Here is a 22,351-nt window from a genome sequence, read left to right on the forward strand (position 1 = left end):
TACTTGAGGCGTCGGAACGACGCAAGGCGAACTGTCCGGAAGCGATAAACGTTGCTGGTTTTTTGGTCAGAATGACGGGGTGGGGAAACACCAGCCGGGCTATCAACCCGACTGGTTTGGACGGAATCAGACCCGGCTGCCCCACAGGTCGTATTCGTCGGCGTGTTCGATTTTCACGGTAACCAGATCGCCCACTTTGACCCGGCTTTCGCCGTTCAGATAGACCGCGCCGTCGATCTCCGGCGCATCCGCCATGCTGCGGCCGATAGCGCCTTCCTCGTCGACTTCATCGATCAGCACTTTCAGTTCGCGGCCCACTTTGGCCTGCAGGCGTTGGCTGGAAATCTGCTGTTGTATCTGCATGAAACGGTGGTAACGCTCTTCTTTCACCGCTTCCGGCACCTGATCCGGCAGGTCGTTTGCCGCTGCGCCTTCCACCGGGCTGTAACGGAAACAGCCCACGCGGTCCAACTGCGCTTCCTGCAGGAAATCCAGCAGCATCTGGAAATCTTCCTCGGTTTCGCCGGGGAAGCCGACAATAAAGGTTGAACGCAGCGTCAACTCCGGGCAAATCTCACGCCAGCGCTTGATACGTTCCAGCGTTCGCTCCACCGCGCCGGGGCGCTTCATCAGCTTGAGGATTTTCGGGCTGGCATGTTGCAGCGGAATATCCAGATACGGCAGCACTTTACCGGCCGCCATCAGCGGAATGATGTCGTCCACGTGCGGGTAGGGATAAACATAGTGCAGGCGCACCCACAGCCCCAGCGTCGCCAGTTGCTCGCACAGGCTGACCATGCTGGTTTTCACCGGCTGTCCGTTCCAGAACCCGGTGCGGTGTTTGACGTCGGCGCCATAGGCGGACGTGTCCTGGGAGATGACCAGCAGTTCCTTCACGCCCGCATCCGCCAGCCGTTTGGCTTCATCCAGCACTGAACCGATCGGACGGCTGTCCAAATCGCCACGCATCGACGGAATGATGCAGAAAGTGCAACGGTGATCGCAGCCTTCGGAAATTTTCAGATAGGCGTAGTGGCGCGGCGTCAGTTTCACGCCCTGCGCCGGGATCAGGCTGGTGAACGGGTCGTGTTCCGGTTTGGGAACGTAGTGGTGCACATGATTAAGCACCTGTTCGTAGCTATGCGGGCCGGTAATTTCCAGCACTTTGGGATGCACTTCGCGGATCTGATTCTCTTTCGCACCCAGACAGCCGGTCACAATCACCTTGCCGTTTTCGTTGAGCGCTTCGCCAATCGCTTCCAGCGATTCCTGCACCGCGCTGTCGATGAAACCGCAGGTATTGACGATCACCAGATCGGCGTCGTTGTAGCTTGGCACTACCTGATACCCTTCGGTACGCAGTTCGGTCAGGATGCGCTCCGAATCCACCAGGTTTTTCGGGCAACCGAGGCTGACAAAGCCGATCTTGCGTGACAGGTCTTTGCCGGCGCCACCGGATTGATCGCTCAGGGCTTTTTGCGGTGCCGACAGCGTAGTGGTCTGGGATGGATCGAAGGTGTTAACAGTCATAGCGTCTCATACATCGGGTTGGGGCGGAAAAATGCGGCGGATTATACCTGAATCATCGTCAGGAAACAGTCCCGGATGATTATAAAATAATCAGCGAGAACCGACCGCCGGCGACTGGCGCGGTTTGGTGGAACAGGATGCAAATTTGAGTAAATTTTACCTGGCGGTTTGGTTCAACATGCTATTAGTTTTACATTCTGTGTCGTTTTACATGTGGTGATTTCATCGCCATGTCCCATAACAGGGAGAACCTGCATGTTTTTTCCCCGCGTTCATTTTATTACCTTGCCGCTGCTGGCGGCAGGCTGGCTGTTTTCCATGAGTCTGTTTGCTGCGCCGACAGTCACGGTGTTGCAGGATAATCTTGATCATCCGTGGTCGCTGGCGTTCTTGCCGGACGATCAGGGATTGTTGCTGACGGAACGCTCCGGCCAGTTGCGGTACTGGCAGGCTGGAAAAGGGTTGTCGGCGCCGCTCGACGGCGTTCCGGCGGTGTTTGCCCGTTCGCAGGGCGGTTTGCTCGATGTGGTGCTGTCGCCGAATTTCCGGCAGGATCGCCGCGTATACCTGAGTTATGCCGAATCGGGACCGGAAGGATTGGCGGGAACAACGGTGGGATTTGGCGTTCTGTCGGATGATATGCGCAAACTGAACAACTTCACCGTGATTTTCCGGCAGTTGCCGAAGCGCTCGACCGGCGCCCATTTTGGTGGACGTATGGCGTTTGACCGGCAGGGGCATCTGTTTATCGCGCTGGGCGAAAATCAGCAGCGCATGCTGGCTCAGGATCTGGGCAGTTTGCAGGGCAAACTGGTGCGTCTCACCCCGGAAGGCGAGGTGCCGGCCGATAATCCGTTTGTTAACCACTCGGGCGCCAGACCGGAAATCTGGTCCTACGGATTGCGCAATCCGCAGGGGCTGGCTCTGAATCCGTGGTCCGGCGATATCTGGGAAAGCGAACACGGACCGCGCGGTGGCGATGAAGTGAATATTCCTCGGCCGGGCGAAAATTACGGCTGGCCGCTGGCGACGTACGGCATCGATTATTCGGGGCAAAAGATTCCGGAATTTCAGGGAACGGAAGTGGCCGGCACCGCCAACCCGGTTTATTACTGGAAAGTTTCGCCGGCCATCAGCGGGATGGCGTTTTACAACAGCGGCCGTTTCCCGGCCTGGCGTCATTCGTTATTCATCGGCGCGCTGGCGAGTACCAGCCTGATCCGGCTGTCGCTGGAAGGGGATCGGGTCGTTGCGGAAGAGCGGCTGCTGGCCGATCGGGGAGAGCGTATCCGCGATGTGCGGGTGGGGCCGGATGGCTATCTTTATGTGCTGACCGATCAGGATAACGGCAAATTGCTGAAAGTCGGGCTGGCGGAGTGACGACATCTAGCGTAACGGAGCGCCCGCGCCGGGCGCTCCAGCAAGATTAAGTCAGCGGCAACATCACGGTCTGACGGAATGCGTCCCGTTCGGTCAATTGCTGATACCAGCGCTCCAGATGCGGACGAGGCTGGCGGCTAATCGGCAGATTGAACCAGCTATAAGCGATGCACCCTAACGGAATGTCGCCAATGCCGAATTCATCGCCGGAAAGCCAGCGCTGCTTCGCCAGCACCGCATCGGCGATAGCAAATAATTTTTCGCAACCGGCGATGCCGGTTTCGACATCCTGCATATTGCGTTTTTCCGGCGCGGTACGCACCAGGTTGATAAAGACCTGTTTGTAAGGTTCGGTGAACCCCGCGGCCCAATCCAGCCATTTATCGATGCCGGCCTGTGTTTTCGGGTCGGCATGCCAGAAGCGGCCCTGACCATATTGCGCGGCCAGATAACGCACGATGGCATGCGATTCCCACAGCACCAGGTCGTCATCCTGCAGGCAGGGCACCAGCCCGTTGGGGTTCATGGACAGATAGTCCGGATCGCGGTTGCGGCCGAATTGCCCGCCCGCCGGCACCAGTTCATACGCCAACCCGAGTTCTGCCGCACACCAGCGCGCCTTCTTCACATTGGTCGAATTTTCACGACCCCAGATTATCAGCATCACATCACTCCTTCCCGTTGGTTTTTTACGCAATGACGCCGGCGGTTATCGTGCCGCCTGACGCTCATGCTAATGTCAGTGCTTTAAATAACGCTATTGTCACTATACTCATAGCCGCGGTGGGATGTAACCGCTTCTTAGGTGGCGATTTATTCGTCATTCGGTACAACAGACAGACAGGAAATATTGATATAGCTTTTTTCTATTTACCAATCAGGCTGATATTTCCAATAATGACCGCTATTTATTAGCAGACAGGATAACTATTACATGGCATTAACCCATTCGATTCGCGCCGCGCTGACGGTTGCGCTTTTGGCTTCTGGAACCTCGCTGGCGTTAGCGCAGAGCGACCCGCACACGATCGTATTCGGCGTAGCGCCAGGGCCATACGGGGATATGGTGAATCAGGCCATCAAGCCGGAGCTGACCAAAAAAGGCTACAACGTGGTGGTGCGTGAATTCAGCGACTATGTGCAGCCCAATCTGGCGTTGTCTAACGGCAGCATCGACGCCAACCTGTTCCAGCATACGCTGTATCTGGAAAAATTTTCCGCCGATAAAGGGCTGAAACTCACTCGCCTGATCACGGTGCCGACCGCCAGTATGGGGTTCTACTCCCGTAAAATTACCTCGCTGGATCAATTGAAGAAAGGCGATGTGATCACCTTGTCCAACGACCCGACCAACCTGGCGCGCGGTCTGCGTTTTCTGCAATCGTTGGGGTTGATCACCATTAAACCGAATATTGATCCGACCAAAGCGTCGGAAAAAGATATTCAGGACAACCCGCGCGAACTGGTGTTCAAGCCGCTGGAGGCTGCGCAACTGCCGCGTACGCTGGATAGCGTGACCGCGTCGCTGGTGAACGGCAACTTCGCCATCGCCGCCGGGCTGAAACTCTCTTCCGCGTTGAAGCTGGAAACGCTGGATGAAAACCTGAAAAACGTGATTGCGGTGCGCACCGATGATCTGGACAAGCCGTTTGTGAAAGAGATTAAAGCGGTGGTGGAATCCCCGGCGTATGCCGCGGTGATTAACGATCCGGCCACGATGTTCAGCCAGTTCCAGCGTCCTGACTGGATGACGGCGCAAACGCCGGCGCCGGCCAAATAATAATCACCTGAAGCCGATGGCGTTTGAGGTATGACGCCATCGGCAGTACGCCGATTCAGAACAAGGATCGCGTAGTATCAGCATGAGCCGGTCTTCGACCGGCTTTCTGTTTTTCTTCCATTGGTTATCAGGAGTCATGCGGATAATGATTCAGTTAGAAAATATCTGCGTAGAATTTCCTCAGGGAAAAGGCGCGGGCGCGCGGGCGGTGGATGACGTCAGCCTGCACATTCGTCAGGGAGAGGTCTACGGGATTGTCGGGGCCAGCGGGGCGGGAAAGAGTACGCTGCTGCGCACCATTAATCTGCTGCAACGCCCGGTTTCGGGTCAGGTACGGGTCAATGGCGTGCAGGTCAGCGACCTGAGCGGTCAGGCGCTGCGGACCGAACGTCAGAAAATTGGCATGATTTTTCAGCATTTCAATTTGATGCAGACGCGCACCGTAGCGCAGAACGTGGCATTCAGCCTGCGCGCCGCCGGTAAACCGACACCGATTATCGATCAGCGGGTTCCGGAAATTCTGGCGCTGGTTGGGCTGGCGGATAAAGCCGACGCCTATCCGTCGCAGTTGAGCGGCGGTCAAAAACAGCGTGTGGGCATCGCCCGCGCCATCGCCAATCACCCGGAAGTGCTGCTGTGCGATGAGCCGACGTCGGCGCTGGATCTGGAAACGTCAGCGGCGATTCTGGATTTGCTGAAAGAGATCAATCAGAAGCTGGGTATCACCATTGTGTTGATCTCCCACGAAATGAGTGTGATCAAGGCGATCTGCGACCGGGTGGCGGTGATGACCGGCGGTCGTGTGGTGGAAGAGGGCGATGTGTTCGATATTTTCGCCACGCCGCGACATGCCTTTACCCGGCAACTGGTGTCGCACACCCTCAATCTGGAACTGCCGGCGCGCCTGAAGGAAGAGTTGCGCGGCACGTTGCTGAAAATCCTGTTCATCGGCGAGTCGGCAGAGCAACCGGTGTTGTCGGATGTGGCGACCCGCTATGGCGTATCGGTCAATATCCTGCACGGCAAAATCGAGTATATCGGTCATCGGGCGTTAGGCATTCTGGTCGCGCTACTGACCCATCCCAGTGACGATCGGGTTGTGGCGGACGCGGTGAAACACATTCAACAACGCACGGCTCAGGTGGAGGTGCTGCATGGCTGAGTTGCTGGCCGATCTGTTCAATGCCTTTGGCGAAACCTTCCAGATGGTAGGCATTTCGACGCTGTTTGCGTTGCTGGGCGGGTTGCCGCTTGGGTTCCTGATCTATGTAACCGACCGTCATCTGTTCTGGGAAAATCGGTTTCTCTATCTGTTCGGTACTGTGCTGGTGAATATCATCCGTTCGATTCCGTTCGTCATTTTGCTGGTATTGCTGCTGCCGTTGACCCAGTTCCTGCTGGGGAACACCATCGGCCCGGTAGCGGCGGCGGTGCCGATGTCAGTGGCGGCGATCGCGTTCTATGCGCGTCTGGTCGACAGTGCTCTGCGTGACGTGGATCCGGGGATTGTGGAAGCGGCGGAAGCGTTTGGCGCCAGTCCGTTGCGCATCATCTGCACGGTACTGCTGCCCGAGGCGCGCGCCGGGTTGCTGCGAGGGTTGACCATTACGCTGGTCAGTCTGATCGGTTACTCCGCGATGGCCGGGATTGTCGGCGGCGGCGGTGTGGGCGACCTGGCGATTCGCTTCGGCTATTACCGCTACGAAACCCAGGTGATGGTGATTACCGTGATTGCACTGGTTATTCTGGTACAGATCGTGCAAACGTTGGGTGACTGGTTGGCAAAACGCGCTGACAAGCGCGAACGTCGCCGATAATTAAATATTATTTGATAATCTACTTAGTGACCAGGCCGCTGATATTGGTTCAGCGGCCTGGCGAATAAGTGTCTTGTTATGCGAAAAACGATATTATTCTTTCCGCTACCTGTTTTGCGGCTTTCCTGTTTTCGAGGTCAAGGAAGTGACCTGCCTCAGGAATCGTACTGAATTCGCAGATCCTGATATATTTTTCCATTTTCTTGATATCGTCGGCGGTGGTGTACTCGTCATTTTCACCATTCAGAAAAAGTACCTCAGCGTTAATATCTTTGAACATTTCTATATAATGCTCTTCCTTGAGCGTGAGAACCTGGTCGATATGGAAATTGACCTGCTGGAATGCAAATTCGCTCATGGAGGAGATATGTTTCAGATTAATATGTTTCAATAAAGGCGGCAGGAATTTACCTACTTCATTATTGAGCAGTTCTGCCGCGTTTTCGAATTCCTTCGAGTGAATATATTGCCTGGCGCGTTGGATATAATCTCGCATTTTATCGTTAAGATGCGCTGAAAATGACGCGATCACGGCTTTCTTGATCTGCTTGGGCTTGTTTGACAAGGCAAGCATTGAAGACAGGCCGCCCCAGGAAATCGACAGGATATGGTCCGGTTCAAGCGTGTCGATGAGATGAAGCAGGATATTGACTTCATCGCTTTTGGTTATGACTCTATCCAGCGTGTTGTGAGGCAGGGATTCACCAATAAACGGCAAATCAAAAAGAATTATATTAAACCTGCTGGACAGGTTTTTTACGGTATTTTTGAATGCTGCGGTTGTCGATAGTGCTCCGTTAACCATAATAATGGTTTCATGTGCAGGATCGGAAATATGCTTTTCAACATATATTTTCCATGAGTCATATGTGACAATGCATTTTTCTATGGACATGATAAATTCCCTTTTGTTTGCCCGGCCAAGGCATGGCGCTATCGTTAGAACATTTTTATTTGTGAGATTTAACCGAATTAATAATTCTCCCTCTGAAAAAAGACCGAAGGAAAACCGTTTCTATCCTTGTTGTTAATATATTGACATCGTTAATTTATCACATTATTTGGGATGAGATAAATGCCACTTAATTTATTCGCAGCATTAAGCTTTCTAAAAAGAAATAACATATTAAAAATGTCGACCTAAGCGGTATGCAAAGATGATTTGATAAAAAATTTTAATGATTTCGACAGATGTGTGGGCGAGGACGTGCTGTGGTGGCGTAAACAAGGGGATTATCGCCTGTTGGTAGTGAATCTGACTGTGTGCTCGGGCGGATTCTGCTGATTTTTTATTTTCTTTGACGAACTTTACAGAGTGAACGATTTTATTCTCAGGTATGCCGGGCTACCTTAGTACGGGTTAGACTGGGTAAACCGATTGATCCTCTTCACTTTTAACAATTTATGGGCAGCGCGCATGAAGATAGTGACACCTCTCATTTCCTGGGGACGCGTAGTCGTGGTGGCCGCCACGGTGCTGATGACGGTTTCGCCGGTACTTCGGGCTGAGCAGATGCCGCCTCCGCCGCAAATTGAGGCCAAAGCCTTTATTCTGATCGATTACGCCAGTGGGCGGGTGCTGGCGGAGTCGAATGCCGATGTCAGGTTGGATCCCGCCAGCCTGACTAAAATCATGTCCAGCTATGTGATTGGTCAGGCCATCAAGGTGGGGAAGATCACGCCGGAAGATAAAGTCACCGTTGGGAAAGATGCCTGGGCTACCGGTAATCCGGTGCTGCGTGGGTCGTCGTTGATGTTCCTTAAGCCGGGTGACCAGATTCCGGTGTCCGATCTTAATAAAGGCATGGTGATTCAGTCCGGCAACGATGCCAGTATCGCGCTGGCGGATTATGTCGCCGGCAGCCAGGATGCCTTCGTCAGCCTGATGAACCAGTACGCTGCCACACTCGGGCTGGCGAATACCCATTTTCTCACGGTACATGGTCTGGATACGTCTGGGCAGTACAGCACCGCCCGCGACATGGCGCGCCTGACTCAGGCGTTGATCCGCGATGTACCGGGCGAATACGCGCTACACAGCGAAAAAGAATTTACGTTCAATAATATCCGCCAGCCAAACCGCAACCGCCTGCTGTGGAACAGCAATCTGCGCGTGGATGGCGTGAAAACCGGCTATACCGGCGGGGCGGGTCACAGTCTGGTGGCGTCCGCCGTCGATGGCGACATGCGGCTGATTTCGGTCGTGCTGGGCGCGCCGTCGGACGCGGTGCGCTTTCGGGAGAGTGAAAAACTGCTGACCTGGGGGTTCCGCTTCTTTGAAACCGTGACGCCGGTGCGCAGCGATACGCCATTTACCACGTCGCGGGTGTGGTTCGGCACCGAAAAACAGGCCAGACTGAGCGTCGCGCAGGATGCCGCGCTGACCGTGCCGAAAGGGCAAATGAAAAACCTGAAGGCCAGTTTCACGCTGGCGCAGCCGCAGTTGCAGGCGCCGTTGAAGAAAGGTCAGGTGGTCGGAACCATTGATTTTCAGCTGGATGGCAACAGTGTCGGCCAGCGTCCATTGGTGGTGATGGAGGATATACCGGAAGCCGGCTTCTTCAGCCGCCTGTGGGATAGGGTGCTGATGACGCTGTCCGGCTGGTTTGGCGGGGTATTCGGTTAACCGGCCTGAAATTGCGAGCAGATGGCCCAGCCGGGTCATCTGCCGTGAGTAAGGTCGTCAGTCTCAGGGCGTCAGCAATCGAATGTTGTTGGCTTTGAGATAGTGTATGCAGTCAGCGTCCGGCGTGCGGTTGGTAATGACCGTGTCAAATAAGGTCAGCGCGCCGATGCGCGCGGGCTTGCGTTTGCCGAATTTGCTGCCGTCCGCCACCAGAATCACGCGCTGGGATAACGCCATGGCGCGATGTTTCATCGCCAGTTCGGCGAAGTTAAAACAGGTGGCGCCTGCCTCCTGATCGATTCCCCCCGCTGAGATGAACGCTTTGGTCGGGCAGATCTGATCCAGTTCATGCTGACGCCCCAGCGGAGTAAAAATGGCGTTGTCAGGATGGAACTCCCCACCGCACAGGATCACCCGGCCGTTCGGTTTGCCTTGCAGCGCCAGAAACGTATTGAGCGAATAGCAAATGCCGGTAAACGGCAGGTCATCCGGAATGGCGGCAATGATGAAAGGGATGGTGGTGCCGCAGTCAAAAAACACGGTATCGTTTGGTTCGATGCAGGCGGCGGCCAGCTCGCCCACGATGCTTTTTTCCACCACATGCTTGGTCTGCTGATCGGAGACAAAATAGCTGGTGGCGCCGTTGGCTTTCAGATCACAAACCACGTAGCCGCCCAGCAGCACTACCGACGCCTCCGGCTGGGCGTTCAGGTCGCGTCGAACTGTCATCTCAGAGACGCCGAGCAGTTGCGCCGCATCCTTCAGGTGCAGTTTATCGGCCTTTTTTAAAGCCTGAGCCAGTTTGTTGAGCCGTGCTGCGCGACGCGTTTCCATGTTTTTCCTCGATAATGCCGGTCAGACGTGCTCCGATGCAGAATCTTCACCATGCACTACGCCATCCTTCATGACAAATGCCTGAATCGGGATACGTGATTAAGGATGAAAGTGAAATGCACCGGGGATGGTTAACCGCTGGCAATGTGCGCTGACTGCTCAGCAGATGGGGCATCAATATAACCTTCATGAAAGGTGGGGCGCAAATCCATCATGAAAATGTTATAACGCACCGGACCTTATTAGATCGGCTAATTAACGTAAATAAACCAATGGGTAATTCGCGTGACGCCGGCAGATAACATCGGGGGCTAAACCATAAAAAAGAAAATGCCCGTCGCTCTTGAACCTAACCGGCGTGAACGACGGGCTCCTCAATTCAGGGATATCAAAGAAAAGCAGTGGCATTTATTCAGACTTTACCTCTGGAAAAAAGTTCTGCGTAATTCGAAAAAAAATTGACGTTGATTTACAAAGTGACTCAGCCGGGCAGTTGCGGCCAGATAATCACAATCAACGACCCGGCCAGCGTCAGCAATACGTTGGCGATGGCATAGGTACCGGCGTAGCCCAACGCCGGGATATTGCTGCGGGCGGCGTCACTGATGATCTCCATCGCCGGGGCGCAGGTGCGTGCGCCCATAATGGCGCCGAACAGCAGCGCCCGGTTCATGCGCAGCACATAGGCGCCAAACAGAAAACAGATCACCACCGGCAACAGGCTGACGATCAGCCCGGATAGCACCATCTGGATGCCGATGTCGCCGAAGCTGTGGTTGATGGTGCTGCCGGCGCTGAGTCCGACGCCGGCCATGAAGACCATCAGGCCGAACTCTTTTACCATATTCAGCGCGCCCTGCGGGATGTAACCGAACGTCGGGTGGTTGGCGCGCAGAAAACCGAGCATGATGCCGGAAAACAGCAAGCCTGCCGCGTTGCCGATGCCGAAGGAGAAATTGCGGAACTGGAAGGTGATTAGCCCCACCATGATGCCGATGATGAAAAAGGCGCAGAAGGCCAGCAGGTCGGTGACCTGGCTGTGAATGGAAATAAACCCGATGCGGTCAGCGATGCTTTTCACCCGACGGGCATCGCCGCTGACCTGCAAAACGTCCCCTTTGTTCAGCACCACGCCGTCGTCGATCGGCATTTCAATCTGGCTGCGGACGATGCGGTTGAGGAAACAACCGTGGTCGGTGAGTTTCAACTGGCTCAGGCGCTTGCCCACGGCGTTGTGGTTTTTCACCACGATTTCCTCGGTCACGATCCGCATATCCAGCAGGTCGCGCTCAAACACTTCCTTGCCGTCGCGGAAATTGGGGTTGAGGCGGGCGTGAGCGTCCGGATACCCCACCAGCGCGATTTCATCGCCTAATTGCAGCACGGCGTCGCCATCCGGCGTCGCCAGAATGCCATTGCGGCGGATGCGTTCAATGTAGCAACCGGTCTGACGATAAATGCCCAGTTCGCGCAGGTTTTTGCCGTCAGCCCAGGCCACCAGCTCCGGCCCGACCCGGTAGGCGCGAATGATCGGCAGGTAGATCTTGCGCTGACTGTCGGCGTCCAGCCCACGTTCGCGGGCAATCTGCTGGGCGCTGGTCGGCAGGTCCTGATGTTGCAGTTTGGGCAGGTAACGGGCGCCGAAAATCAGGCTGACCAGACCGATCAGGTAGGTCAGCGCGTAGCCCAGACTCAGTTGCTCCTGCGTCATCGCTAACTGCGGCCCGAGGCTGATGGTGTTGCGCAGCGTATCCCCGGCACCCACCAGCACCGGCGTCGATGTCATAGCGCCTGCCAGCATGCCGGCGGTCAGGCCGATTCCCCAGCCGAATACCTTGCCCAGCACCAGAGCGATCAGCAATGCGCTGCTGACCATGACCAGTGCCAGCATCAGGTAATTTTTGCCGTCGCGAAAAAAAATCGAGAAGAAGTTGGGGCCGGCTTCCACGCCGACGCAGAAAATAAACAGCATAAAACCGAGGTTGAGCGCGTCGGTGTTGATGGCGAAATGCTGCTGCCCGAGCAACAGCGAAACCACCAGAACGCCAATGGAATTGCCGAGTTGAACCGAACCGAGCCGCAATTTTCCCAGACAAAGACCTAAACAGAGAACCACGAACAGCAGCAGAATGTAATTCCCGTTTAACAAATCAGCGACGTTTATATTCATGGAATGTAACTTGTTGTTTACTGGTAAATTATTGATATAAAAAATAATTTAGACTAAATTTACCCCATTGCAGGGGTTCCGGCCATGTCTGGACGACAACATGATGATAAGGAAGGCTTGGCTCCGTTATTCATTATCCGGCAATGCCCCGAAACAGCGGCGGCACCGTCTGGTATGGCAACGCCATTTTAGTGATTTCTCCAGCGGACAACCAGCTGATGATGCTGATAAATCATCTCATCGCTGGCTTTTCGTCCCATCAGGGATACCTGCCGCGGCATGATTGCTGTGGGCGACGATCGTCGCTCGTCATGCGCGGCTTTAGTCTATTTCGGGGAGGCTCACATGACAGGCAACAACAGAGGTTGGTTGGGCGTGGTCAGTTGTTTTGTCTTGTTTACGCTGGTGTTTCTAAGTCAGAAAATGCGAATTGTCGGCACGTCGCTGGAAGACGGTTTCCGGGGCGACCCTGGAATGTTGCTGTTTTTGCTGCCGGGGATGGTATCGAGCTATCTGTCGCGCAACCGGCGATTACATTATCCCCTGATGGGGGCGTTGGTGGCGATGCCGATCTGCCTGCTGGTGCTGCAACTGTGGCAGTTTTCCAGCCTGTCGTTCTGGCAGGAGCTGGCTTATGTCAGCAGTGCGGTATTCTGGTGCCTGATGGGAGGGCTGGTGTTTCTGTTTTTGCGAGCGGTCAGCCGACACTATTTCCACTAAAGCTGTTTCAGTCGGAGAGGTTTTCGTCAGCGGTTCGTTGCCCAACGCCATAGATAGCCGTGAGGCAACGTGCTCATCTCGTATGGCAGAAAAACAAAAAGGCGCCGCTGGCGCCTTTTTTTGCCGGTAACCGGGATTACTGGAACAGGTTTTCTCTGGCGTAGGCTTCGAAGTCGGTGCAGCCGCCAATGTGTTTTTCATCCAGGAAAATCTGCGGGACGGTTTCCACCGGTTTACCTACCGTTTTGGACAAGTCGGCTTTGGTGATGCCTTCCGCGTGAATGTCGACGTAACGGTAATTGAAATCGTCACGCTCTTCGGTCAGTTTCTCAGCCAGCTCTTTGGCGCGAACACAATAAGGACAGCCGGGGCGACCGAAAATAACAGCGTACATGTGAACTCCTTACGTTCTAATTTTGTCTGGGTTTCCCTGTAATCAGGGAGATACCCAGGTTGTAAACGGTTTCTAGTCAACCGCGTTACTATTTAGTGTAGCCAACTGCGTTACTATGCCTGCAATCAGGGTCGATCTGAAGTAGTCATTGCCTGTCATAACGATTAGCGTCATCTATTGCAACCGTGTGCGACGCCAGATATAGCCTAAAATCGCCGGTGGCATTGGTCTGTCTGACGGTCTGACATATACTTGCCACTTAATACCGAAAGGTAGGTTGCATCCAGGTTGTTCCTGTTCATGATGCGTGACGGCTGCGGCGAACCAGCCCCAGCTTGTCGGCGCTAAATCAGTGCAGGACGCCGCGGAATGGTCGTTTTATCAACAGAACGGCGACGCCGGATGGCAGCACGCCGGGTACCGCGCTTGTCTGCCTGTGTTTCGCGCCGGAAAGCGCAGCCGGCGTTGTGTCATCTCAACATTGTGTTTCAGGGATATTCAACGTGACGCCAACCATTTCACTGTTACGCCAGCACCGCTCCATCCGATCGTTTACCGACCAGCCGCTCAGCGATGAGCAGCGCAATGCCATCATCGCCGCTGCACAGAGTGCGTCCACCTCCAGTTTCCTGCAATGCAGTTCGATTATCCGCATTACCGATCCCACATTACGCTCGCATCTGGTGCATCTGACCGGCGAACAGCCCTGGGTCGGACAGGCGGCGGAGTTCTGGGTGTTCTGCGCCGATTTTCATCGTCATCAGCAGATTTATCCGCAAGCTGAATTGGGGCTGGCGGAACAGTTGTTGCTCGGCTGCGTCGATACCGCGCTGATGGGGCAGAATGCGCTGGTGGCAGCCGAATCGCTGGGATTGGGCGGCGTCTTCATTGGCGGCGTGCGCAACCAGATCGCCGAAGTAACCCGGTTGCTGGCGTTGCCGCAACAGGTATTGCCGCTGTTTGGGCTGTGTCTGGGGTATCCGGCCACGCAGCCTGATCTCAAACCGCGTTTGCCGGCGGCGCTGGTGGTGCATGAGAACCGCTATCAGCCGCTGGATCACGCCGTGCTGGCGGAATATGACCAGCATATCGTCGAGTATTATCGTCACCGCGACAGCAATCAGCGTATGGAAAGCTGGAGCGACCAAATCCGACGCACCCTGAGCAAGGAACGTCGTCCGTTCATGCTGGACTACCTGCGACAGCAGGGCTGGGCCACCCGATAGCACCGGAGCGCTATGAAAATCGCCATTCTGTCGCAGGACGGTTCTCTCTATTCCTGCAAGCGGCTATGCGAAGCGGCGGAGGAGCGGCAGCACAGCATTGAGGTGATCAATCCGCTGTCGTGCTATATGAACATTAACTCGGCCGCGCCGTCCGTTCATTATCGGGGGCGCCAACTGGACCATTATGACGCGGTGATTCCGCGTATCGGCGCAGCGATTACCTTTTACGGTACGGCTGTGTTGCGCCAGTTTGAGATGCTGGGCAGCGTCGTGCTGAATAACGCCATGTCGGTGATTCGCGCCCGCGACAAACTGCATTCGCTGCAATTGCTGGCCCGTCAGGGCATCGATTTGCCGATTACCGGCTTTGCGCACTCGCCGGACGATACCGCCGACCTGATCAAGATGGTCGGCGGCGCGCCGCTGGTGGTGAAACTGGTGGAGGGCACGCAGGGAATCGGGGTGGTGCTGGCGGAAACTCATCAGGCGGCGGAAAGCGTCATTGATGCCTTTCGTGGCCTCAACGCCCACATTCTGGTACAGGAATATGTCCGTGAAGCTCACGGCAAGGATATTCGCTGTCTGGTGGTCGGCGAACGGGTAGTGGCGGCGATCGAACGACAGGCCAAACCGGGTGATTTTCGCTCCAACCTGCATCGGGGCGGGTCAGCCAGCCGGGTGCGGATCACGCCGCAGGAGCGCGCAATTGCGGTCAAGGCCGCAAAAACATTAGGACTCAATGTGGCGGGTGTTGATATACTGCGGTCGGCGCGCGGGCCTCTGGTCATGGAGGTCAACGCTTCGCCCGGGCTGGAAGGGATTGAAACCGCCACCGGGCTGGATATCGCAGGGATGATGATCGAATACATTGAACACCATCACCGTGCGACATCCCGTTCAGTCAGGGCAGGGTGAATGCCCGGCGCGGACGCAGTCTTTTGGGCGCGCCGTCGTGGTCAGTCAGCGAGGATTGGCCCTCTATTCCTGGGTTAGGCATTGCGTAGGTCAGGGTTTTTTATCATCCATGAAATATGAGGCGGTCAGATGGATTCAATCATCGTCCCTGATTTGAATTTGCTTCGGCGGTGGCTGGATCAACTGGGCATCATTTACTTCGAGTGCGACTCCTGCCAGGCCTTGCATCTGCCGCACATGCAGAATTTTGACGGCGTGTTCGACGCCAAGGTCGATATGGCCGACAGCGTCATCCTGTTCTCCGCGCTGGCGGAAGTGAAACCGACCGCCTTGATTCCGCTGGTGGGCAATCTAAGCCAGATCAACGCCAGTTCATTAACCGCCAAGGCGTTTCTCGATATTCAGGACGACAACCTGCCTAAATTGATCGTCTGCCAGACATTCAGCGCCGGCGCCGGCATCACGCTGGAACAGTTCCGCCATTTCATGCAGCAGGCTGAGGAGCAGATCTCCATGGTGATCATGGAAGCCAGCGCCAATAATCTGCTGTTTTTGGGAGATGAGGAAGAGAGCCCTGCTGAGCGTTTTAATACCTCAAGCCTGCACTGATCGCGTTATGTATCAATAGCCGACCATCAGCTTTTCTTATTTTTGCGAACCGCATTTAATGCGGTTTTTTACTGTCTAAGCCAGATGTTTTTCTGCGTTTATCGTTTCAGGACGCAGCACATAGATAAATTGTGAATAAATAATCGATAAAACCTGTTTTTTGTGTTCCGGTATGGTACGGGCGTAACAGTGCGGTTATGCTTTATTTCTGTATGGTTCAGGTAATAACGTCGCGGTTGGTTGTGTGTTAACGATGAAAAAAGCGGGTGCATAGCCATTCATCGCGCCGTCATTCTGAGCCCGGAGAAACAAAGAGCGGTGTTGTTTCCGGGCACCGTACATTCACCCCCCTATATTTACCCCCTGGTATGGAGGAAGGAACGGATGTTCACCCAACGTAAAAAATGGCTTTCGGGTGTTTTAGCCGGCTTAATGATGGCCGCGTCCGTCACCGCATCTGCGGAAGAGAAAACGCTGCACGTCTATAACTGGTCTGATTATATCGCGCCGGACACGCTGGAGAATTTCCAGAAAGAGAGCGGTATTAAAGTAGTGTATGACGTGTTTGACTCCAACGAAGTGCTGGAAGGCAAACTGATGGCCGGCAGCACGGGGTTCGACCTGGTGGTGCCTTCCGCCAGCTTCCTGGGGCGCCAGATCAGTGCCGGTGTCTTCCAGCCGCTGGATAAGAGCAAGCTGCCGAACTACAAAAATCTTGATCCCGAGCTGATGAAGCTGATCGAGGAACACGATCCGGGCCATAAATATGCGGTGCCGTATCTGTGGGCCACCACCGGTATTGGCTACAACGTGGATAAGGTAAAAGCGGTACTGGGCAAAGATGCGCCGGTCAACAGCTGGGATCTGGTGCTGAAACCGGAAAACCTGGAAAAGCTGAAGAGCTGCGGCGTTTCCTTCCTCGACGCGCCGGCTGAAATTTATGCCACGGTGCTCAACTACCAGGGCAAAAACCCGAACAGCACCAATGAGTCCGATTACACCAAAGACGCGACCGACCTGCTGTTGAAACTGCGTCCGAGCGTGCGTTATTTCCACTCGTCCCAGTACATCAACGATTTGGCGAATGGCGATATTTGCGTGGCTATCGGCTGGGCCGGCGACGTCATGCAGGCGGCCAACCGGGCGAAAGAAGCGAAAAACGGCGTGAACATCAGCTACAGCATTCCGAAGGAAGGGGCGCTGGCGTTCTTTGACGTGTTCGCGATTCCGAAAGACGCCAAAAACCTGGATTCAGCCTATCAGTTCCTCAACTATCTGCTGAAACCGGAAGTGATTGCCAACGTCAGTAACCATGTGTATTACGCCAACCCTAACAAGGAAGCGACCGCGCTGGTGAAAGACGACGTGCGTAACAACCCGAACATTTATCCGCCTGCGGATATTCGTGCCAAGCTGTTTACGCTCAAGGTACAGTCACCGAAAATCGATCGCGTGATTACGCGTTCGTGGACCAAGGTGAAAAGCGGGAAATAACCGCCACCCTTGATTCCACTTCATGCAACAGGCGGCTCAACCCCGCCTGTTTGTGCTATTTGTATTTGTGTCGCAGTCATGTGGCTGCGACTTTGTTCTGCTTCTGCCGGAGAGCAATATTAAGTGAACGAAGCGATTCCCCGCCCCCAGCCCAAACCTCAGAAAGCGGCCACGCCGTTGCTGGAAGTGCGCAACCTGACGAAATCCTATGACGGCCAGTTCGCGGTTGATGATGTCAGCCTGACCATCTATAAAGGCGAGATTTTTGCCCTGCTGGGCGCCTCGGGGTGTGGTAAATCCACGCTGTTGCGCATGCTGGCGGGTTTTGAACAGCCTACCCAGGGGCAGATTGTGCTGGACGGGCAGGACCTGTCTCTGGTGCCGCCTTACCAGCGCCCGATCAATATGATGTTTCAGTCTTACGCGCTGTTCCCGCACATGACGGTGGAGAAGAATATCGCCTTTGGCCTGAAACAGGACAAGCTGTCGCGCGGCGAAATCAAAGATCGCGTGGAAGAGATGCTGACGCTGGTGCACATGCAGGAATTTGCCGGACGCAAACCGCATCAGCTTTCCGGCGGGCAGCGTCAACGCGTGGCGCTGGCGCGCAGTCTGGCCAAGCGTCCCAAACTGCTGCTGCTGGACGAACCGATGGGCGCGCTGGATAAAAAACTGCGTGACCGTATGCAACTGGAAGTGGTCGACATTCTGGAGCGGGTAGGGGTGACCTGCGTGATGGTGACGCACGATCAGGAAGAAGCCATGACCATGGCGGGCCGTATCGCCATCATGAACCGCGGTAAATTCGTGCAGATTGGCGAGCCGGAAGAGATCTACGAAAACCCGAACAGCCGGTTTAGCGCCGAGTTCATCGGGTCGGTCAATATGTTCGAAGGATTGCTGAAAGAGCGCCAGGACGATGCGCTGATTGTGCAGAGTCCGGGGCTGGTGCATCCGCTGAAGGTCAACTCCGATGTCTCGGTGGTGGACGGCGTGCCGGTGTACATCGCGCTGCGTCCGGAAAAAATCATGCTGTGCGACGAGGTACCGGCCGACGGCTGCAACTTCGCCGTGGGCGAAGTGGTGCACATCGCTTATCTGGGCGATCTCTCTATTTACCATGTCCGGCTGAACAGCAGTCAGATCATCAGCGCCCAGTTGCAAAACGCCGACCGGTTCCGCAAAGGCTCGCCGACCTGGGGGGATGAAGTCCGCCTGTGTTGGGATGCGGACAGCTGTGTGGTGTTGACGGTATAACGGGGGAAGACGCAATGGCGATGTTATCTGAACAACATGAACCGCCGGGCCAGCCGATGAGCCCGTTGCGCGCCACGCTGGCGCGGCTGCGTCTGGCGCATGGCCGCAAGCTGGTGATCGCGCTGCCGTATCTGTGGTTATTGTGCCTGTTTATGCTGCCGTTCCTGATCGTATTCAAGATCAGCTTCGCGGAAATGGCGCGTACCGTGCCGCCTTATACCGATCTGCTGGAGTGGGCGGAGAACCGGCTGCAAATCAGCCTGAATATCGGCAACTACCTGCAACTGCTGTCCGACCCGTTGTATATCGACGCTTACCTGCAGTCGCTGAAAGTGGCGGCGATTTCCACCTTGTGCTGTCTGGTGGTGGGGTATCCGATGGCCTGGGCGGTGGCGCACAGCAAGTCGTCTACCCGCAACATTCTGTTGCTGCTGGTGATCCTGCCGTCATGGACGTCGTTCCTGATCCGCGTGTACGCCTGGATGGGCATTCTGAAAGATAACGGTATCCTGAATAATTTCCTGATGTGGCTGGGCGTTATCGATCAGCCGCTGGTGATTCTGCATACCAATCTGGCGGTGTATATCGGCGTGGTCTATTCCTATTTGCCGTTCATGGTGCTGCCGATTTATACCGCGCTGACCCGCCTCGATTATTCGCTGGTGGAAGCGTCGCTGGATTTGGGCGCGCGCCCGGTAAGAACCTTCTTCAGCGTTATTGTGCCGCTCACTAAAGGCGGCATCATCGCCGGGTCGATGCTGGTGTTTATTCCCACCGTCGGCGAGTACGTGATTCCTGAGCTGCTGGGTGGGCCGGATAGCATCATGATCGGTCGTATCCTGTGGCAGGAATTCTTCAATAACCGCGACTGGCCGGTGGCGTCGGCGGTGGCGATGGTAATGCTGTTCCTGCTGATTGTTCCGATCATCTGGTTCCATAAACATCAGAATAAAGCCGCGGAGGATCAGGCATGAACAATTTACCGGTCGTGCGTTCGCCGTGGCGGACACTGATTCTGGTGCTGGGATATAGCTTCCTGTATGCGCCGATGCTGATGCTGGTGGTTTATTCCTTCAACAGTTCCCGCCTGGTGACGGTGTGGGCCGGCTGGTCCACGCAGTGGTACAGCGCGCTGTTCGAGGATTCAGCCATGATCAGCGCGGTGGCGCTCAGTCTGACCATCGCGGCGGCGTCGGCCACGATGGCGGTGGTGCTGGGAACGCTGGCGGCGGTGGTGATGGTGCGTTTCGGCAATTTCCGCGGATCCAACGGCTTCGCATTTATGCTGACCGCGCCGCTGGTGATGCCGGACGTGATCACCGGGCTGTCGCTGCTGCTGCTGTTTGTGTCGCTGGCGCAGGCCATCGGTTGGCCGGCCGAGCGCGGCATGCTGACCATCTGGCTGGCGCACGTCACCTTCTGCTCGGCGTATGTCACCGTGGTCATCAGCGCCCGCCTGCGCGAACTGGATCACTCGATTGAAGAAGCCGCGATGGATCTGGGCGCGACGCCGCTGAAAGTGTTCTTCATCATTACCGTGCCGATGATAGCACCCGCGCTGGTTTCCGGCTGGCTGCTGGCCTTTACGCTGTCGCTGGATGATCTGGTGATTGCCAGCTTTGTCTCCGGTCCCGGCGCCACCACCTTGCCAATGCTGGTCTTTTCCAGCGTAAGAATGGGCGTTAACCCGCAGATTAACGCACTGGCATCCCTGATATTGTTGGTGGTAGGCATTATCGGTTTGATTGCCTGGTGGTTTATGGCTCGGGCGGAAAAACAGCGCCAGCGCGATTTGCAAAAAGCGAGACGCGGCTGACGGCCACGTCGTTTCCGCCCTGTATTTGCCAATTCTCGCCGCGCCGCCATACTTTCTGGTGGCGCGGTGATTTCAGGGGGAACGCAATCATACTGTACGGTAAGCGGGAGCTGCTGCGGCGGGGGATATTCGCTCCGGTCGCCATCATGGTGGCGGGGTCGGCGATTATCGCCACCCGCTGTCTGGGTATCGTCCTGACCATCAGCGAGCTGGGTCTGAGCGGTTTTGGCGGCTGGCTCAGCAGCAGCGCTAAACAGTGGGACAGCACGCTGGTGCTGCTGGCTGCGCTGTTGGTGGTTTGCCTTGAAATCCGCTGCGGGTTTGCGGTGCTCAGCGGGTTGAACTGGGGGCGCTGGTGCTTCCTGTTGACCCAGTGCCTGGTGACGGTTTACATGCTGACCGCATCGCTGGTGGAGTTTCTGCCGCCGATCTTTCATATCAATGGCGACGGCGTCGGTGAAATCCTTAACCATCTGCTGATGCAGCGGTTGCCGGATTTTTTGCTGATTTTGCTCCTGTTCCTGCCCCGACGCAGCCAGCGTTTTTTTACGCGCCATCCCTAACTTTCCCGCACGGGGGTGATACAATCAGCCCCCTTTTGATGTTGACGACAGATTTCAGATTTTCCATGCAATGTGCCCGCTATAACGACGGTTCGTGCCGTTCCTGCCAATGGCTGGAAATCGCCTATCCGCAGCAGATGAGCGATAAGCAGCAACACCTGATCGGATTGCTGTCCGCCCATCCGGTTCAACAATGGCTGACGCCGGTGACCTCGGCGGAAGTCGCTTTTCGCAATAAAGCCAAGATGGTGGTCAGCGGCAGTGTGGAACGCCCGCTGTTGGGGATGCTGCACCGTGACGGTTCGGCGGTGGATCTCTGCGACTGTCCGCTGTATCCCGACAGCTTTGCGCCGGTGTTCGCTATACTGAAAGTGCTCATCGCCCGTGCCGGCTTAACTCCTTATAACGTCGCCCGGCGTCGGGGAGAACTGAAATACCTGTTGTTGACGCAAAGCACTCTGAGCGGCCGCTTCATGCTGCGCTTTGTGTTGCGATCCGAAACCAAGCTGGCGCAATTGCGCGCCGCGTTGCCCTGGCTGCAACAGCAGTTGCCGCAGCTGGCGGTGATATCGGCGAATATTCAGCCGGTTCATCAGGCGATACTGGAAGGAGAGCAGGAGATTCCGCTGACGGAAGCGCAGGCGCTGGAAGAGCGTTTTAATCAGGTGCCGCTGTATATCCGACCGCAAAGTTTCTTCCAGACCAACCCGCAGGTGGCGGCGGCGTTGTATGACACCGCCCGGCAGTGGGTATCGGCGTTGCCGGTGCGCAGCCTGTGGGATCTGTTTTGTGGCGTGGGCGGATTCGGCCTGCATTGCGCCAGCCCTGATACGCCGCTCACCGGCATTGAGATCAGCCAGGAAGCCATCGCCTGCGCCCGTCGTTCGGCGGCGCAGCTGGGGCTGACAGAGGTCAGTTTTGCCGCGCTTGATTCCACCCGCTTTGCCGTTGGCGAGACCCAGACGCCGGATCTGGTGATCGTCAACCCGCCCCGGCGCGGTATCGGCGCTGAATTGTGCGATTACCTGAGCCGCATGGCGCCGCCGTATCTGTTGTACTCCAGCTGCAATGCCGAGAGCATGGCGAGAGACATTGCGCGCCTGCCGGCGTACCAGATACAGCAGGCGCAACTGTTCGATATGTTCCCGCACACCGCGCATTACGAGGTGCTGGCGCTGCTGCAACGACGCGTTTAACGCGATGACGGTTTAACGTGATGA

Annotated in this window: 21 protein-coding genes; 15 read left to right on the plus strand and 6 right to left on the minus strand. The window is 55.7% G+C overall.

Translation table 11 applies throughout. The features are described 5' to 3' along the window. Positions 1-126 precede the first annotated feature (126 nt). Complete coding sequence (gene rimO, locus DXXMK7_RS09155; RefSeq protein WP_193745944.1) at positions 127-1,530, minus strand: 30S ribosomal protein S12 methylthiotransferase RimO; 1,404 nt, start codon at positions 1,528-1,530, stop codon at positions 127-129. Between the two features lie 255 nt (positions 1,531-1,785). Between rimO and DXXMK7_RS09160 the strand changes: the two genes are divergently transcribed. Then, positions 1,786-2,910, plus strand: coding sequence for a PQQ-dependent sugar dehydrogenase (locus DXXMK7_RS09160; RefSeq protein WP_038918830.1), 1,125 nt, complete (start codon positions 1,786-1,788; stop codon positions 2,908-2,910). Positions 2,911-2,956: 46 nt separating this feature from the next. On the opposite strand, the gene DXXMK7_RS09165 is transcribed toward DXXMK7_RS09160, so the two are convergent. Further along, complete coding sequence (locus tag DXXMK7_RS09165) at positions 2,957-3,574, minus strand: glutathione S-transferase family protein (RefSeq protein ID WP_038659438.1); 618 nt, start codon at positions 3,572-3,574, stop codon at positions 2,957-2,959. Between the two features lie 270 nt (positions 3,575-3,844). On the opposite strand from DXXMK7_RS09165, the gene DXXMK7_RS09170 reads away from it, so the two are divergent. From DXXMK7_RS09170 to DXXMK7_RS09180, 3 genes are all read left to right on the plus strand, one after another. Beyond that, a complete protein-coding gene (locus DXXMK7_RS09170; RefSeq protein ID WP_038918831.1) occupies positions 3,845-4,690 on the plus strand; it encodes a MetQ/NlpA family ABC transporter substrate-binding protein in 846 nt (281 codons plus the stop codon). 145 nt (positions 4,691-4,835) lie between these two features. Then, positions 4,836-5,852: a methionine ABC transporter ATP-binding protein gene (locus DXXMK7_RS09175; protein WP_038918832.1), complete on the plus strand. Its 1,017-nt coding sequence runs from the start codon at positions 4,836-4,838 to the stop codon at positions 5,850-5,852. After that, positions 5,845-6,507, plus strand: coding sequence for a methionine ABC transporter permease (locus DXXMK7_RS09180; protein WP_038659430.1), 663 nt, complete (start codon positions 5,845-5,847; stop codon positions 6,505-6,507). The genes DXXMK7_RS09175 and DXXMK7_RS09180 overlap by 8 nt, the downstream gene beginning before the upstream one ends. 76 nt (positions 6,508-6,583) lie before the next feature. Here the strand turns inward: DXXMK7_RS09180 and DXXMK7_RS09185 are convergent, their stop codons facing one another. Beyond that, complete coding sequence (locus tag DXXMK7_RS09185) at positions 6,584-7,402, minus strand: alpha/beta fold hydrolase (RefSeq protein ID WP_038918833.1); 819 nt, start codon at positions 7,400-7,402, stop codon at positions 6,584-6,586. 522 nt (positions 7,403-7,924) lie between these two features. On the opposite strand from DXXMK7_RS09185, the gene DXXMK7_RS09190 reads away from it, so the two are divergent. Continuing rightward, positions 7,925-9,133, plus strand: coding sequence for a serine hydrolase (locus DXXMK7_RS09190; RefSeq protein ID WP_038918834.1), 1,209 nt, complete (start codon positions 7,925-7,927; stop codon positions 9,131-9,133). A gap of 63 nt (positions 9,134-9,196) precedes the next feature. Here DXXMK7_RS09190 and deoR read toward each other — a convergent pair whose 3' ends face one another. Together deoR and DXXMK7_RS09200 are read right to left on the minus strand one after the other, a co-directional pair. Beyond that, entirely contained in the window at positions 9,197-9,967 is a 771-nt protein-coding gene (gene deoR / locus DXXMK7_RS09195; protein WP_038918835.1) for a DNA-binding transcriptional repressor DeoR, read from the minus strand. 481 nt (positions 9,968-10,448) lie between these two features. After that, the gene (locus DXXMK7_RS09200) at positions 10,449-12,137 is read right to left on the minus strand and encodes an aspartate:alanine antiporter (RefSeq protein WP_038918836.1); all 1,689 of its coding nucleotides are present in this window, start codon (positions 12,135-12,137) and stop codon (positions 10,449-10,451) included. 345 nt (positions 12,138-12,482) lie between these two features. Between DXXMK7_RS09200 and DXXMK7_RS09205 the strand changes: the two genes are divergently transcribed. Beyond that, on the plus strand, positions 12,483-12,857 hold the full coding sequence (locus tag DXXMK7_RS09205; RefSeq protein WP_038920938.1) for an inner membrane protein YbjM: 375 nt from the start codon (positions 12,483-12,485) through the stop codon (positions 12,855-12,857). A 136-nt stretch (positions 12,858-12,993) separates the two neighbouring features. On the opposite strand, the gene DXXMK7_RS09210 is transcribed toward DXXMK7_RS09205, so the two are convergent. Beyond that, positions 12,994-13,251, minus strand: a complete 258-nt coding sequence (locus tag DXXMK7_RS09210) for a GrxA family glutaredoxin (RefSeq protein ID WP_012770093.1) — start codon at positions 13,249-13,251, stop codon at positions 12,994-12,996. 503 nt (positions 13,252-13,754) lie between these two features. On the opposite strand from DXXMK7_RS09210, the gene nfsA reads away from it, so the two are divergent. From nfsA to rlmC, 9 genes are all read left to right on the plus strand, one after another. Next, positions 13,755-14,477: an oxygen-insensitive NADPH nitroreductase gene (nfsA, locus tag DXXMK7_RS09215; protein WP_038918837.1), complete on the plus strand. Its 723-nt coding sequence runs from the start codon at positions 13,755-13,757 to the stop codon at positions 14,475-14,477. Positions 14,478-14,489: 12 nt separating this feature from the next. Beyond that, positions 14,490-15,392 (plus strand): 30S ribosomal protein S6--L-glutamate ligase, encoded by a 903-nt coding sequence (gene rimK / locus DXXMK7_RS09220; RefSeq protein WP_038918838.1) that lies wholly within the window; start codon positions 14,490-14,492, stop codon positions 15,390-15,392. A gap of 129 nt (positions 15,393-15,521) precedes the next feature. Then, on the plus strand, positions 15,522-16,001 hold the full coding sequence (locus DXXMK7_RS09225; protein WP_033568365.1) for a YbjN domain-containing protein: 480 nt from the start codon (positions 15,522-15,524) through the stop codon (positions 15,999-16,001). Between the two features lie 384 nt (positions 16,002-16,385). Continuing rightward, positions 16,386-17,495, plus strand: a complete 1,110-nt coding sequence (gene potF, locus DXXMK7_RS09230) for a spermidine/putrescine ABC transporter substrate-binding protein PotF (RefSeq protein ID WP_038918839.1) — start codon at positions 16,386-16,388, stop codon at positions 17,493-17,495. A gap of 123 nt (positions 17,496-17,618) precedes the next feature. Next, positions 17,619-18,752 (plus strand): putrescine ABC transporter ATP-binding subunit PotG, encoded by a 1,134-nt coding sequence (gene potG / locus DXXMK7_RS09235; protein ID WP_038918840.1) that lies wholly within the window; start codon positions 17,619-17,621, stop codon positions 18,750-18,752. 14 nt (positions 18,753-18,766) lie between these two features. Then, the gene (potH, locus tag DXXMK7_RS09240) at positions 18,767-19,726 is read left to right on the plus strand and encodes a putrescine ABC transporter permease PotH (protein WP_038918841.1); all 960 of its coding nucleotides are present in this window, start codon (positions 18,767-18,769) and stop codon (positions 19,724-19,726) included. Next, positions 19,723-20,568: a putrescine ABC transporter permease PotI gene (gene potI / locus DXXMK7_RS09245; RefSeq protein WP_038918842.1), complete on the plus strand. Its 846-nt coding sequence runs from the start codon at positions 19,723-19,725 to the stop codon at positions 20,566-20,568. The genes potH and potI overlap by 4 nt, the downstream gene beginning before the upstream one ends. A 146-nt stretch (positions 20,569-20,714) precedes the next feature. Beyond that, a complete protein-coding gene (locus DXXMK7_RS09250; RefSeq protein ID WP_231348863.1) occupies positions 20,715-21,131 on the plus strand; it encodes a YbjO family protein in 417 nt (138 codons plus the stop codon). A 65-nt stretch (positions 21,132-21,196) separates the two neighbouring features. Then, the gene (rlmC, locus tag DXXMK7_RS09255; RefSeq protein WP_038918844.1) at positions 21,197-22,327 is read left to right on the plus strand and encodes a 23S rRNA (uracil(747)-C(5))-methyltransferase RlmC; all 1,131 of its coding nucleotides are present in this window, start codon (positions 21,197-21,199) and stop codon (positions 22,325-22,327) included. Positions 22,328-22,351 lie beyond the last annotated feature (24 nt).

Origin of the sequence: Dickeya sp. MK7, from assembly GCF_000406305.1 — a bacterium.
Taxonomy (GTDB): Bacteria; Pseudomonadota; Gammaproteobacteria; order Enterobacterales; family Enterobacteriaceae; genus Dickeya; species Dickeya fangzhongdai.